This window comes from Tepidibacter sp. Z1-5, assembly GCF_037844525.1.
Taxonomy (GTDB): Bacteria; Bacillota; Clostridia; order Peptostreptococcales; family Peptostreptococcaceae; genus Tepidibacter_A.
Window position 1 is genome coordinate 15,468 of sequence record NZ_JBBMMD010000026.1, and the last position, 15,001, is coordinate 30,468.

Genomic DNA, 15,001 nt, shown 5'->3' on the forward strand with positions numbered 1-15,001 from the left:
ACGAACTTTCTTAACGGATATTCAAACGCTGTAACTCAAGTTTTATATAAAAACATTTAAATCATTCTCTAACATTTTAATACCCTTCATTTTTGTAAGTACAGTTCTTAAATTTAAAATGGATTTAAATAAATAATATCCTTTACTTTCTTAGTATAGACTTCTTTTACGATAATATAAAAAAATTTCAAAGGAAAAATCTTGAATAAATATAGTGAAGATTTAGAAAAATAAACTATAATAGAATAAAGTGAAACTTAAGAAAGAAGTGATTGGATGATAAGAGAATTTATCAAGTACTACAAACCTCATCGTGCTTTATTTACACTTGATTTTACGTGTGCATTTATAATGTCTTTAATGAACCTTGTATTCCCCGTATTAACGAAAAAAATAATAGATGATTTATTACCAAGTGGGAATATACAAAGAATTATATACTTTGGAATATTGCTTTTAACGCTATATATAGTAAGAGCTATACTTCAGTTCATAGTAGATTATTGGGGGCATACTTTAGGAGTTAGAATAGAGTACGACATGAGAAGAAAACTTTTTAAACATATAAACAAGCTTTCATTTTCTTACTTTGATAACGTAAAGACTGGACAGATAATGTCAAGACTTGTAAACGATTTAAATCAAATATCAGAACTTGCCCATCATGGACCAGAGGATTTATTTATAGCATTCGTTACGCTAGCAGGATCATTCTGTATAATGATTACACTAAATGTGAAAATGACTTTAGTAATATTCTCTATAATGCCTATAATGCTTACATTCACAATTATTAAAAACAGAGAGTTAAAAAAATCATTTAGAGATTTAAGAGTTAAGATCGGAGAGATAAACGCTCAAGCTGAGGATTCTATATCTGGTATAAGAGTTGTAAAAGCTTTTAACAATGAAGAATATGAAGAATATAAATTTGATTTAGGAAATAAAAGCTTTAAAGAAACAAAACAAAAATCATATAAGGTATTAGGACAATTTTTTAGCGGAATAACATTTTTTTCAAACATTATAAATCTTGTCGTACTAATGTATGGATCATATCTTATATACAATAATGAATTTACAATAGGTGATTTAATAGGATTTTTATTATATGTATCTATGTTTTTACAGCCTATACGAAAGATAACTACATTAATCGAAAATTATCAAAGAGGTATGGCAGGTTTTGCAAGATTTATGGAGGTTATGGAAATAAAGACTGAAATTCAAGAAAAGCAAGATGCAATAAATATTGATAAATTAAAAGGTAATATAGAATTTGAAGATGTAGGATTTGGATACAATAACAACAAAAGTATACTTACAGGAATAAATATGAGTGTTAAGTCTGGAGAAACTATAGCAATAGTAGGGCCTTCTGGTGCAGGAAAGACTACACTTTTAAGATTAATACCTAGATTTTATGAGGTAAGTAATGGAGTTATAAAGATAGATTCAGTAAATATAAAGGATATGAAGATAAGGGATTTAAGAAAAAATATAGGAGTTGTAGAGCAGGATGTATTCTTATTTTCAGGTACTATAAAAGAAAATATACTTTATGGAAAGTATGATGCAACAGATGAAGAAATAATAGAAGCTTCTAAAAAAGCTAATGCACATGAGTTTATAATAAATCTTGAAAATGGATACGATACCTATATTGGTCAAAGAGGAGTTAGACTATCTGGAGGTCAAAAACAGAGAATTGCTATAACTAGGATATTCCTTAAAAATCCACCTATCTTAATACTAGATGAGGCTACATCTGCACTTGATACTCAAACAGAAAGAATTATCCAAAAATCTTTATATGATTTATCTAGAAATAGAACGACATTAGTTATAGCTCATAGACTTACTACTATCAAGAATGCAGATAAGATAATAGTTCTTACTAATGATGGAATAACGGAATGTGGAAGTCATGATGAACTTATAGATCGAGAAGGAATTTATAGTGATCTTTATAAGTTACAGTTTGAGGATATATATGAATATTAAAAAGCATTAAATATTCAGAAAAAAGCTTGACATATATTTCAAGATGATATAGTATGTAAAAAAACAAAATAAACTCTTATCAAGAGAGACTAAGGGATCTGGCCCAGTGAAGTCTCGGCAACCGGCACGAATGTGCATCGGTGCTAAATCCAGCAGCTAATTAGCTGAAAGATAAGCTTTCTATGAATTGTAACCTCTTTCAGTCGAAAGAGGTTTTTTTATTTAGGATTCTTATCTCTTTAAACTTAATAAGAGAGGGAGGATTAATATGAAAAAATTAAGGGAAAAAATTAAACGAAAAGAATTTGTAACCACTATAGAGATAGAACCACCAAAGTCTGGTAGTTCAGAATCTGAAATAAATAGGATACAAAAGCTAGCACATTTAATAGATGGAGTTAATATACCAGATAATCCTATGGCTAACATGAGGATGAGTCCTATAGCTTTAGGAAGCATAGTACAAAGTAAGCTTGACATTGAAGCTATATTTCACTTTGCATGTAGGGATAGAAACATTCTATCTATTCAATCAGAATTACTTGGAGCCAATGCTTTAGGGGTTAAAAATATATTAACATTAACAGGAGATAAACCAGAGGTTGGAGATCATAAAAATGCAACTGGGGTATTTGATACTGACTCTATAGGTCTTACTCAAGTTGTATCTAAACTAAACGGTGGATTTGATTTTAGTGGAAATAAATTAGAAGAAAAAACTGATTTTTTCATTGGAGGAGTGGTGAATCCGTGCAGTGATGATTTAGAAAAAGAGATAGATAAGTTTCATCAAAAGATAGAAAGTGGAGTAAACTTTTTTCAAACTCAGCCTGTATTTGATATTGAAAAACTAGAGAAATTCACAAAAAAAATTGAACATATAGACATTCCAATATTATATGGACTTATGCCTTTAAAGTCTATCAAGTTTGCAAGATATCTAAACAACAATGTTACTGGGATTGATGTTCCTAATAAACTTATAGATAGACTTGATAAAGGTGGGAAAAAAGAGACTTTAAATATATTAAAAGAGACATACTTAAATATAAAGGGCATGTCAAAAGGGATTCATATATTTCCTATGAAGGATTATGATTTGACTTTAGAATTATTACAGGGGTGATAGATATGACTAAGATATTAGAAGAATTGTTGGTGTTTGATGGTGCTATGGGAACTATGCTACAGGAAGATGGATTAAAGCCTGGGCATTGTCCTGAACTTATGAATGTAGATTATCCGGACAAGGTAATTAAAATACATGAAAAATATTTAAAGGCAGGGGCAGATGTTATAACTACTAATACATTTGGAGGAAGCAGTGTAAAACTTAAAGAGTATAACCTTGAAGATAGGGTGTATGAGATTAACTCAAAAGCAGTAGAAATAGCTAGAAAAATAGCTGACAAATATAATAAATATGTAGCTGCATCTGTTGGACCTACTGGAAAATTTGTAGAACCTATAGGAAACAATAGTTTTGATGATATATATGAAATATTTAAAGAACAAATAAATGCTTTGGCAAGTAAAAATCCAGACTTTATACTTCTTGAAACATTCAATGATTTAGGAGAGATAAGAGCAGCTCTTTTAGCAGCAAAGGATGTATGTGATATACCGGTTATATGTACACTAACTTATGAAGGAGATAGAACATTAACAGGGGTTAGCCCAGAATCAGCAGCTATAGTATTAGAATCTTTAGGTGCTAGTGCTGTTGGGGTAAACTGCTCGGGAGGACCAGAGGAATTAATAGAAGTTACTAAGAAGATATGTAAAACTACTTCCTTACCTGTTATAGTTCAACCAAATGCAGGTCTTCCTGTTATAAAAGATGGCAGCATATATTATCCACTGAATGGGAAAGCTTTTATACAAAAAATTGAGCCATATTTTGAAATAGGAGTTAACATATTTGGTTCATGCTGTGGATCAACTCCTGAGCATACTAAATTTATAAAAAAAAGAATTAAAGATTTCAAACCTACAAAAAGGAACTTAGAACAAGTATCAATACTTTCAAGTAGAGAAGAGATAGTAAAGATAGGTAAAAACTATATTCCAAAAATAATAGGAGAGAGAATAAATCCTACAGCAAACAAAAAACTAGCTCAAAAAATAAAAGATGGAGATTTTTTAATAGCTCAAGAAGAAGCTCAAATTCAAGTCGAAAATAAAGCACATGTGATAGATGTAAATGTTGGTGTTGATGGAATAGATGAAGCATATGTTATGAAAAATCTCATAAATTTGATTCAAAAGAATGTAAATGCACCTTTATCTATAGATTCCACAGATAAAGATGTTTTAGAGGAAGCTTTAAAAAATTATCATGGAAAAGCTATAGTAAACTCTGTTAATGGAGAAGAAAAAAGTCTTGAATCTATACTTCCTCTAGTCAAAAGATATGGAGCTGGGGTTATAGGTCTTACTCTTGATGAAAATGGCATACCAAATAGTGCAAAAGAAAGGCTTGAAATAGCTAAGAAAATAGTTAATAGATGCATTGACTATAATATACCTAAAAAAGACATATACATAGATCCATTGTGCATAAGTGTATCTACAGATAATAAAGCAGCTATTGAGACTTTAAAGAGTATAAAAATTATAAAGGAAGAATTAGATGTAAACATAGTTTTAGGTGTTAGTAATATATCTTTTGGACTTCCAAGTAGAAGCAAGTTAAATAGCTCATTCTTGTCTATGGCTATTTCAAATGGATTAGACCTTGCAATACTCAATCCATTAGATGAAAATATTATGAATTCTTATCAAGCAGCATCTGTTTTATCAAATAGAGATGAGAATGTAACTAACTATATAAATTTAAACAGCAAAAAAAGTATTTTAAAAAGTGAAATAGATGAATCAAATGACATTATATCAATAGATCAACTTAAAAAATGTATAGTAAATGGATCATATAAGGCATTAGATATAACTAAAAAACTTTTAGATGAAAATATAGATAAATCAGAGATAATAGATGAAGGACTTATAGAGGCACTTAATATAGTAGGTAATAAATTTGAAAACAAAGAGTATTTCCTTCCACAATTAATGCTTAGTGCAGAAATAGTTGAAAAGATATTTGATATCATAAAGAATACCTTGAATTTTGACCTTAAAACTAAGGGAACTATAGTGATAGGAACTGTTAAAGGAGATGTACACGATATAGGAAAAAACATGGTAAGTGTTATGTTAAAATCACATGGATATAAGGTAATTGATTTAGGAAAGAATGTGCCTGCTGATAAGTTTTTAAATGCAGCTAAAGAAGAAAAGGCAGATGTAATATCTTTAAGTGCTCTTATGACAACTACTATGAGTGAAATAACTACAACTATAGATTATATAAGAAAGGAACTTCCCGATATTAAAATAATAGCTGGAGGTGCAGTAGTTACAGAAGAATTCGCAATAAAATCTGGAGCAAATGGATACAGTGAGGATGCAGTTGGTGCTGTTAAGCTTGTAGATTCATTAATATGATATATGGAGATATTTTATGGATGTAAATGTTTTATATAATTTTAATATAGATAAAGAGATAGACAGTATATGCGAGAATATAGAGGAACTAAGAGGATTAGAAGATGAGGTTTTAGAAATTAAAAAATATATAAAGCCGTGTATTTACTATAAGGATATAAATATAAAAAGCATAGAAAAGGATAAGGTAACATTAGATGAAATAGAGATAGACAGCGCTTATTTAGCAAAAGGGCTATTAGGATGTCATAAGGTAACATTAATAGCTCTTAGTATAGGAGATTATCTTAATAAATACTCTCAAGAAAAATATCTTAGTTCAGAGTTAAAAAAAAGTTCAATAGCTGATATCTTAGGTTCACATGCAGTTGAGATATTAATAGATAAATTTCATAATTATTTGATAAACAAAAATATTTTAAGAGGAGTTCATTCATCTTTAAGATATAGCCCAGGATATGGAGATTGGGATTTAAGATATCAAAAAAATATACTAGATTTATTAAAAACGCATAAAGATATAAATGTAAGCTCAAACTTTTTATTACAGCCTGTAAAATCAGTAACAGCAATTATAGGGTGGTCATATCAAATAAGAGAAAGAAATTATCCAAATGGATATAAAAAAGAAATATGTAAAGGGATAAACTCATGCTCAAATTGTAGAACATGGGCATGTAAAAAATAAAGGGGGATTTAAGATGAAAAATATCGTAGTTGAAAGTTTTACAATGGATCACACTAAAGTTACAGCTCCATTTGTAAGAAAGTGTGGAAGAATTCAAACTCCTAAAGGTGATATAATAAGTAAATTTGATTTAAGATTTACTCAGCCTAATAAAGAGGCTATTCCAACAGCATCAATTCATGCTATAGAACACCTTATGGCTGGATTTATAAGAGAGGAATTAGATGATGTTGTAGATTTATCTCCTATGGGATGTAGAACAGGATTTTATCTTATACTAGTTGGGGATATAGATGAAGAAGCTGTTTTAAAAGCACTTATAAATAGTCTTGAAAAAGTAGTAGAAGCTGATGAAATTCCAGCAGTTAATGAAATACAGTGTGGAAACTATAGAGATATGTCACTCTTTGGGGCTAAGGAATATGCTAAGGGGGTTTTAGAGAAGATTAAGTAAATAATTTATGGATTTAAGCGAAAAAAGAGGATTACTGAAATACCGCTACTTAGTCAATATTTTTATACAACTAAAGATTACGCATACTAAACATACTAAAACTTTTAAACTCCCTATGGTCAGACAAAAAAGTTTCTTAACGTATATTCAGTATGCGAAATCTAAGTTGTATGGAAAAATATTAACCCAAAAGTAGCTACCTAGATTTCGTACAAACGAAATCTGGGTTATTTTTTTAGGGTCTGTGGGTTATTAAAAACTATCTATACAAATACCGCGAATACAACGATATTTTGAATATAACTAAGATTTTATCTTATTAATATTCCTAAAATTTGAGAAACTCCCTACGGTCAAACACTCAAATTTTTCAACAGAATATTAAACGATAAAACCTAAGTTATATTAGTCAAAATATCTAAAAGTATTCACTAACATTTGTATAGACAGTTTTAATATTAGCAACTCTATTATAAATTAAAACTTCATCCCCTATTTTTACCATAGAATAAAAGACAAAAAAATAATACCATATTCTTATAAAAGAATTATCATTCGACAAGTACTCTAAAATAAGAAAGGTGGTATTATTTATGAAAAGCTCGGAACTGAAAAACTATCAGCAAATTTATTTAACATGGATAGTTTCCCTGACCAATCTCAAATTAATATTCTTTTAAGGCGAATGAATGCTACAAATATATCTCAATTTGAAGATATTCATAGTAAACTTTTCAAAGAAAAAAAATCAATCTGGATATCAGTTATCAGCTGCTTTGGCAGGAAAAAATGCTGAAACAGTTGCAATGTATCTCGATTCTGGAAATGTCCATTGCTCACATAGATTCAAAGACCTTCTAAAATCTTCTTTGGAAAACTATAGACATATCAGATTATGCTCAAGCAGATAAAACTGTTAGGAATAGGATTATAATAGTTCAAATACTCTCACCTTATCACATTAGAAACCTTAGAACTACTAAGTTTTATGGAATATATGCTTTTCTGTGGATGGTTTTTATAACTAATAATCTTATTGTATTATTTAAAGAAACATTATTAAAAGATACCCAACTGAAAAATATAGGTATAGGAGACTTAGTGAAAAAAGTAGGAAATGTAAAAGGATTTGTAAAGCGTACTTTCAATGAAATAATTGTAGATATTCCGACCGTAACTAAACTTGCAAACCTTATTGCTAACGCAATGTGTAATCCTTCGTATGAGCAGTTGAGTTTTAATTTATGATAATTTAGGTAAGAAATAAAACAGAATATTCATTACAAATAATGGTAATGAATTAATTACCTTTGCTTCTTTTTGTCTTTTTTGAAAACAACATATATTTAAATCCATTTCATATCTAAGAAACATATTAAAAAACAAATGGCATTACAACATTAGCGGTATTTTAATGTCATTTGTTTTGGGATTAAGAGCTATAATTTTTCCAAATTAGAGATTTGATCAATTGGTATTTTATAGTGAATAAATAATTACATTTGTACGAAATTTAGGTAGCTAACATTTCAATAACCCTCTTTTTTAGGTTTAGTGCTAGAGATTACATGAATTTAAAAAGATGTGACAGTAGAAAGGATATAGTCAACAAGTATCATAATATGTAATGCTTAAGAATATATTTTTTAAGCATTTGGAATTAAAAAGATGAATATTTTGTTTATCAAAAACCTGTAATAGAGAATAATACTAAAAAATAGTACTTACTTAAAATGTTAGGGAGTGATTTAAATATTTCTCTATAAAACTTGCATTACATCGTTTAAATATACGTTAAAAAAGTTCGTTGTTTGACCAACGGGAGTTTAGAACTTTTAGTATATTTAATAAGATGTAATATATAGTTTTATAGAAATATTTAATACATTCACGGTATTTTAATAAGTACTATTTTGGTTTTAACCACTATGTAAAAAATGATTTTATACTGATTTACTAGATATATTTTTAGTCTCTATCTTAGGAGAAAAGTAATTCGCTCCAAATATTCCTATTATTATAAGTATACATCCGATTATATGATAATAAAGTATTTGTTCATGAAGTATTAATGCACCAGCTACTATTGATACTATTGTAGAGATATTGAAAAACACTCCTGCTTTTGAAGCCTCTATTTTAGAAAAAGCGTAGTTATTTAAAATAGAAGTCATAAGTGTTGATAAAACTGATAGATATAATATTGGACCTATAAATGATATGTCTTTAAATAATGAAACTGTATCACTGAAATCGTTTCCCTTAAAAATAAACATAATTAAGAATACTATGAATCCAAACAACTGCATGAAAAAGCATATCTCAACTGGATTAAACTCATTTGAGAATTTTCTCGATAGAATACTGTATACCGAAAAGCATATACAAGAAATAAAAATAAGGAATATACCTAAATAATTATCTAAGCTTAAAGAGATACCTTTCATTGAAAAAATATATATAACTCCAAATATTGAAAGTATTATAGACATTATTTGTTTTATATTTGTTTTTTCTTTCAAAAATATAATACTAAAAATTAATACGATAGCCGGTGTTAAAGCACTTATAATTCCAGCTTCAGATGATGATCCGTATTTAAGTCCAAAGCTTTGGAATAAGAAAAATCCACTTGGAAAAAATATAGACATAAAAACGAGTTTTTTTAAGTTTTTTCCTTTGAAATTAACTTTAACTATTTTAAAGAAAATAGCAAATGATATTACTACAAAAGATATAAAAAATCTTAAAAATAAAGTAGTTATAGGATCAGTAGCAGTTACAGCTTTTTTTGTAAATAAAAAAGAAAGCCCTATAATTATATTACTTAAAATAACTGCTAAATACCCCAGTTTGTTGTTATTATTCAACTAAAAACCTCCCTTGTAATGTATAGATATATGAAAACTAAAATATTATATCTAAAAATACATATAAATACAAGTTAAGCAATTATTTGAAATATTTATTTTTTTCGTGAATAGTCTACATCATTTTCTATTTTATCCATATTATCTAAATAATTATATACCTTTGTAGGTAGTTTAAATATTTTAGTTGTAAAGAAGTAGATAATATATATTAAAAGAATCATACTTAATATTTGATATATAGGGGAAACATTCATAATAAGACCTCCTGAAAGTGTATAAAATTTCATCTATCAAACAATAATATAGTAATACTTACAAAACATTAAGAGGTGAAATTTTATGAATAAAATTTTATTAGTTATAATATATTTATTTCCTATAATTATAATTTTAACATATAAAAATAAAAATAAATACATATTTACACTAATATACATACTGACTATTTCGTCTATTTTTACTATGAATAGCGATATAGACGATAGTATACAAGCTATTGAATACAAAAATTATGATATGATAAATATGATGAGTATAGATAACATAAATAAAAAAATAGATTATGAAAAAAATAAAGAACAAAAGGTTGCATACAAGGAAAAAATAGATAATGACATAAATTTTAATGAACAGAATTTAGAGAACGAAACTCAAAATGATAATTCACAAGTACAAGTTATGAATATAGATAAAACATATAATAAGAATTTGAATAGAGATAAAGTAGATATTGTTGATATCTCAAATAATCAGAAGTATGAAGAAAGTAAAGAGGAAGTCGATGAGTTGGAGATGTTTAATGATTTCAAAAAAGAAATACAGAGTATAGAGAAAACAGGCCTTGTTCCACTTAGAAAATGTTATGGAGTTTTAAAGAAAATGCAAAAGGGCAAGGCAAATATGGATGATTTATTGAAAGAAGCTCAAAATAGCAGACAAAAATGTGAGCAAGTAGAATTAATGTATAGAGATTTGAAGGTACCTGAGTTTAAAGATGAAGAAAATACGAAGCTTTTAGAAGATGCAAAACTAGATATACAAAAGGCTTTTTATATAAGAAAGAAGGCAATGGATTACGGTATAGAGTTTGTAGATAATAAGAACCCAAAATATATTATTAAAATAAAAGATAATTTGAAATTATCGGATAAATTAGTTCATAGTTGCCAAGATAAGATGAATAAGGTCAAGTATAATTTGAAAAAAGAATAAGAGTCTTTGTTTTACTTGATTTTTATATAAAAATAGACAATAATATAATAAGTAGTTTTATTTAAAGGTTAACTTTGCGGAGGTAGCAGATGAAGAAATTAAACATTTGTATAGATATAGACGGAACCGTTACTGATCCATATTATTTTATTGAATATTTTAACGATCATTTTAATAAAGATTTAAAAGAAGAAGATATGAATACATGTAAATTAGAAGATTTATATGACACTACTATTGAAGAAATACTTGAATTTTATACTCATAAAGGTTATGATATACATCTTAGTGCAAATCCACTAGATTCGGCGAGTGATATTCTACACGAGCTTAATGAAAAGCATAATTTGTATTTTGTAACTGCTAGAAATGAAGGATTAAAGGATGTAACAGAGGAATGGATGAAAGTTAATAATTTCCCTAAAATAGAGGTATATTATCTAGGAGGATATTACAAGGTCGACAAGGCTAGAGAGCTAGACTGTGATTTATTCATAGAAGATAACCCTCAAAACACTAAAGATTTAGCAAACTCTGGAATAAAAGTACTTTTAATGGACGCAAATTATAACAAGTATATAGATTTAGAGAATGTGACAAGGGTTATTAGCTGGAATGAAATAAAAAATATAATAGATAACCATATGGAGTAAAAAAGCCATATGGATTAAGTTGCACTTTATAGGAGGGGAAATTTTGATAGAGATAACTTTTGAAAATAAAGAAGGCTCAACAACAGTTAAAAGTAAATCAGTAGAAGAAATATTGACTGTAAAGGCCGATTTTGGATATGTAAAGGATATATCAGATTCTATAAATCAGAAAGATATTATGGTGTTTGATTGTAAATTAGATAAATCTGTTTTTAAATTTGAATTCCTAGAGGAACAAGAGTATGAACAATATGATGTAGATCAAGAAGAATATCTACAAGTTTTATTTGAAGATATAAAGATGTATTTAAAAGAAATATGTGATGATGTAGCAGATGATCTTCAAGAAGAATACAAGTATGAAGATATAAAATGCAAATATGAAATTTACGATTTAGATGAAACTTTTACAGACGTTAAGTTTGTAATTTGTATTTCATTTAAAAATATAGAAACTGGAAAGCTAGTAGATCTAGCTAGGATAGTTTCAAAAAGACAATTAAAAGGTTCTTCAAAGTATTTCAACTAGAAAATAGGTATCTCTTTAGAGGTGCCTATTTTTTATTTAAAAAAAACCTTGACAAATAATCTATTTGAATATAAAATTAATGTTAAATAAATTTGAAAAAAATATTTGAGGAGAGATGAAGAATGAATAATTTATTAAATATAAAAAATAGCTTCTTTTTTAATAGTAAATTTAGATAGGGTTTGTGTCTAGTTTGAAATAAAAACATAGATGCAAGCCCCGAATTCGTACGAAAACGAAATCGATTAAACATTTAGGGTTTGTATCTATGTTGGCTATTAAATTTGAAAAATTATTCATTCTTTAATATATGAATAAAAGCCGCATAGGTAATCTATGTGGCTTTTTTATATCTATTATTATATAAAGCCGCATGGAAAAGTCCATGCGGCTTTTTTACATATAAAGAAATTGAAGGAAGGAGAATGTATATGGATGCATTGGTTGGAGTAATTACACAAAGTTTGATTTTAGGAGTTATGGTATTGGGGGTGTATATCAGTTATAAAATATTAGATTTTCCAGACATGTCTGTAGATGGAAGTTTTTCGTTAGGAGGAGCAATTATAGCTGTATCTTTAAAAAGTGGTTTATCTCCTATTACAGGATGTTTATTGGCAATTGCAGGAGGTTTAGTAGCAGGACTTTTAACTGGTATTTTAAATGTTAAATTAAGAATTTCAAATTTACTTTCAGGAATATTAGTAATGGGGATTTTGTATTCAGTTAATTTAAGAATTATGGGAAAGGCAAATATTGCTTTATTTAATACGAATCATATATTTAAATCAGGATCTTCTTCGATAATAATATCTTTAGCAATTATAGCTGTATGTAAAATTTTATTAGACTTATTTTTAAAAACAGGACTTGGATATACTTTAAAGGCTGTTGGAGATAATTCTCAAATGGTTCAATCACTTGGTATAGAAGTTGGAAAAATTAAGATTCTAGGACTTATGATATCTAATGGATTAGTTAGTTTTTCAGGATGCATTATGGCTCAGTATCAAGGGTTTTCAGACGTATCTATGGGAATGGGAACACTTGTATTAGGGATTGCTTGTGTTATTATAGGTGAATCATTTATAAGCAAAATATTTAAGACTAAAGAAACTAGCATAATTATTTTAGGAACTATTTTGTATCAGCTAGTTATATATATAGCTTTAAATGCAGGACTAACTTCAACAGATTTAAAACTTATTACTTCTTTTATAATAATTTTATTTTTATCATTGGGTGATTTAAAAAAACCTGTATTTAAACAAAAAATATCTATTTTAAGGAGGGGAGCATATGTTAAGAATTAAAAAATTATCGAAAAGTTTTCCAAATCCATATGGGCAAGATAATAAATTATTTGAAGATCTTTCGCTAGAAGTAAATAAAGGAGATTTTGTAAGTATTATAGGTAGTAATGGAACAGGAAAATCTACTTTATTAAATATTATCTCAGGAGTTTTAAAAGAAACTTCAGGAGAAATTTTATTAGAAGATACAAATTTAACATCGCTACCAGAACATGAAAAAACTAAAATTATAAGTAGGGTTTTTCAAAATCCATCAACGGGAACTTGTCCTTCAATGACAGTTAGAGAAAATTTATCTCTTGCCTTAAACAAGGGGGATTTATTAAACTTCAAAAAATGTCTTAGACATGATAATGAAAAATTAGAATATCTGTTAAAGGATATATCACTTGATTTAAAAAGATATTTAGATATACAAGCTAGATACTTATCAGGAGGACAAAGACAATCACTTTCTCTTATTATGTCTTGTGTAAATGATCCAAAGCTTCTTCTTTTAGATGAACATACTGCAGCCTTAGATCCTAAGACATCTAATGAGATTATGGAATTAACAAATAAGATTGTAAAAGAAAAGAATATAACAACATTAATGGTAACACATAACCTAAGTCATGCACTTAAATATGGAAATAGATTAATTATGCTACATAAAGGTGAGATTATATTAGACGCAAATGAAGAAATGAAAAAGAAATTAACTATCGAAGACATACTCAAAAAATTTGAGTATGCAGTGTAGTTAATACCAATTATATTAGGGAGGAAATATTTATGAAAACAACAAAATTAATAAAAAGTATGATTTTAATGGGATTAGTAGGAGTTAGTGTTTTAACTGGATGTGGTACAAAAGATGATGAAAAGATAAAAATAGGTATTACTCAAATAGTAGAGTATAGTGCACTTGATGAAAATAGAGAGGGATTTATTAAAGCTCTTGAAGATAATGGATATAAAGATGGAGAAAATATAGATATAGATTTCCAAAATGCTCAAGGGGATATAGCTACAACGCAGACTATTGCTAAGAATTTTGTGTCTCAAAATAAAAATTTAATTTATGCTATATCAACACCTTCAGCACAAGCAGCTTATAATTCAACTAAAGATATACCGATAGTAATTAGTGCTGTAACAGACCCCGTTTCAGCGGAACTTGTAAAGTCTTTAGAAGAACCAAATACAAATGTATCTGGAACTTGTGATTATGTACCTGTAAGTAAACAATTAGAATTGATAAAAACTCTTGTTCCAAATGCTAAAAAAATAGGAGTTATATATAATACAAGTGAAGTAAATTCTGAGGTACAAGTAAATGAATTAAAAAAATACTGTAAAGAGTACGGCTACTCTGTTGTTGAAGCAGGGGTAACTAGCACAAATGAAGTAAATGCAGCTGTAAGTAGTTTAGTTAATAAAGTAGATGTATTATATGCACCAACAGATCAATTAGTAGTATCTTCAATGCCGATTATAGTTCAAAAAACTCAAGAAAAGAATATACCGATTATTGCATCTGAAAAAGGTTCAGTAGAATCAGGAGCTCTAGCAACTTGTGGTATCAACTATTATGAATTAGGATATACATCAGGAAAAATGGCAGTTGAAGTTTTAAAAGGAGAAGATATTTCTAAAATGCCTATAAAAGAAGGAGAAAAAATGGAAATAATTATAAATGAAGATTCTTTAAAAAATCTTTCTATAAAAAAACCAGATGATGAAAGAATTGTTTATATAAAAACAAAATAGTCAAATATAATAAAAGGGT

The 15,001-nt window shown here is 27.8% G+C and carries 15 protein-coding genes and 1 riboswitch; of the genes, 13 read left to right on the forward strand and 2 right to left on the reverse strand.

Annotation, left to right across the window (positions count from 1 at the left end; translation table 11 throughout):
* Positions 1-276 precede the first annotated feature (276 nt).
* From WJW32_RS06615 to WJW32_RS06645, 7 genes are all read left to right on the forward strand, one after another.
* The gene (locus WJW32_RS06615; protein WP_340256679.1) at positions 277-2,004 is read left to right on the forward strand and encodes an ABC transporter ATP-binding protein; all 1,728 of its coding nucleotides are present in this window, start codon (positions 277-279) and stop codon (positions 2,002-2,004) included.
* Positions 2,005-2,077: 73 nt separating this feature from the next.
* A riboswitch (SAM riboswitch) is annotated at positions 2,078-2,182 on the forward strand.
* Positions 2,183-2,272: 90 nt separating this feature from the next.
* Positions 2,273-3,130 (forward strand): methylenetetrahydrofolate reductase, encoded by an 858-nt coding sequence (locus WJW32_RS06620; RefSeq protein ID WP_340256681.1) that lies wholly within the window; start codon positions 2,273-2,275, stop codon positions 3,128-3,130.
* Between the two features lie 5 nt (positions 3,131-3,135).
* On the forward strand, positions 3,136-5,508 hold the full coding sequence (locus WJW32_RS06625; RefSeq protein WP_340256683.1) for a homocysteine S-methyltransferase family protein: 2,373 nt from the start codon (positions 3,136-3,138) through the stop codon (positions 5,506-5,508).
* Between the two features lie 16 nt (positions 5,509-5,524).
* The gene (locus WJW32_RS06630) at positions 5,525-6,196 is read left to right on the forward strand and encodes a hypothetical protein (RefSeq protein WP_340256684.1); all 672 of its coding nucleotides are present in this window, start codon (positions 5,525-5,527) and stop codon (positions 6,194-6,196) included.
* Positions 6,197-6,209: 13 nt separating this feature from the next.
* Positions 6,210-6,650, forward strand: a complete 441-nt coding sequence (locus tag WJW32_RS06635) for an S-ribosylhomocysteine lyase (RefSeq protein WP_340256685.1) — start codon at positions 6,210-6,212, stop codon at positions 6,648-6,650.
* A 689-nt stretch (positions 6,651-7,339) separates the two neighbouring features.
* The gene (locus tag WJW32_RS06640) at positions 7,340-7,561 is read left to right on the forward strand and encodes a hypothetical protein (protein WP_340256687.1); all 222 of its coding nucleotides are present in this window, start codon (positions 7,340-7,342) and stop codon (positions 7,559-7,561) included.
* A 190-nt stretch (positions 7,562-7,751) separates the two neighbouring features.
* Complete coding sequence (locus WJW32_RS06645; protein WP_340256689.1) at positions 7,752-7,898, forward strand: hypothetical protein; 147 nt, start codon at positions 7,752-7,754, stop codon at positions 7,896-7,898.
* A 695-nt stretch (positions 7,899-8,593) separates the two neighbouring features.
* On the opposite strand, the gene WJW32_RS06650 is transcribed toward WJW32_RS06645, so the two are convergent.
* Both WJW32_RS06650 and WJW32_RS06655 read right to left on the reverse strand, forming a co-directional pair.
* A complete protein-coding gene (locus tag WJW32_RS06650; RefSeq protein ID WP_340256691.1) occupies positions 8,594-9,520 on the reverse strand; it encodes a DMT family transporter in 927 nt (308 codons plus the stop codon).
* A 95-nt stretch (positions 9,521-9,615) separates the two neighbouring features.
* Complete coding sequence (locus tag WJW32_RS06655) at positions 9,616-9,777, reverse strand: hypothetical protein (protein WP_340256693.1); 162 nt, start codon at positions 9,775-9,777, stop codon at positions 9,616-9,618.
* Between the two features lie 85 nt (positions 9,778-9,862).
* Here WJW32_RS06655 and WJW32_RS06660 point away from each other — a divergent pair, with 85 nt between their 5' ends.
* From WJW32_RS06660 to WJW32_RS06685, 6 genes are all read left to right on the forward strand, one after another.
* Positions 9,863-10,735 (forward strand): hypothetical protein, encoded by an 873-nt coding sequence (locus WJW32_RS06660; RefSeq protein ID WP_340256694.1) that lies wholly within the window; start codon positions 9,863-9,865, stop codon positions 10,733-10,735.
* 89 nt (positions 10,736-10,824) lie between these two features.
* Positions 10,825-11,388 (forward strand): 5' nucleotidase, NT5C type, encoded by a 564-nt coding sequence (locus tag WJW32_RS06665; RefSeq protein WP_340256696.1) that lies wholly within the window; start codon positions 10,825-10,827, stop codon positions 11,386-11,388.
* Positions 11,389-11,431: 43 nt separating this feature from the next.
* The gene (locus WJW32_RS06670; protein WP_340256697.1) at positions 11,432-11,917 is read left to right on the forward strand and encodes a hypothetical protein; all 486 of its coding nucleotides are present in this window, start codon (positions 11,432-11,434) and stop codon (positions 11,915-11,917) included.
* Between the two features lie 431 nt (positions 11,918-12,348).
* Complete coding sequence (locus WJW32_RS06675) at positions 12,349-13,230, forward strand: ABC transporter permease (RefSeq protein WP_340256699.1); 882 nt, start codon at positions 12,349-12,351, stop codon at positions 13,228-13,230.
* The gene (locus WJW32_RS06680; RefSeq protein WP_340256700.1) at positions 13,217-13,972 is read left to right on the forward strand and encodes an ABC transporter ATP-binding protein; all 756 of its coding nucleotides are present in this window, start codon (positions 13,217-13,219) and stop codon (positions 13,970-13,972) included. The genes WJW32_RS06675 and WJW32_RS06680 overlap by 14 nt, the downstream gene beginning before the upstream one ends.
* Before the next feature lie 32 nt (positions 13,973-14,004).
* Positions 14,005-14,982 carry an ABC transporter substrate-binding protein gene (locus WJW32_RS06685; RefSeq protein ID WP_340256701.1) on the forward strand — a complete coding sequence of 326 codons (978 nt, stop codon included), beginning with the start codon at positions 14,005-14,007 and terminating at the stop codon, positions 14,980-14,982.
* Positions 14,983-15,001 lie beyond the last annotated feature (19 nt).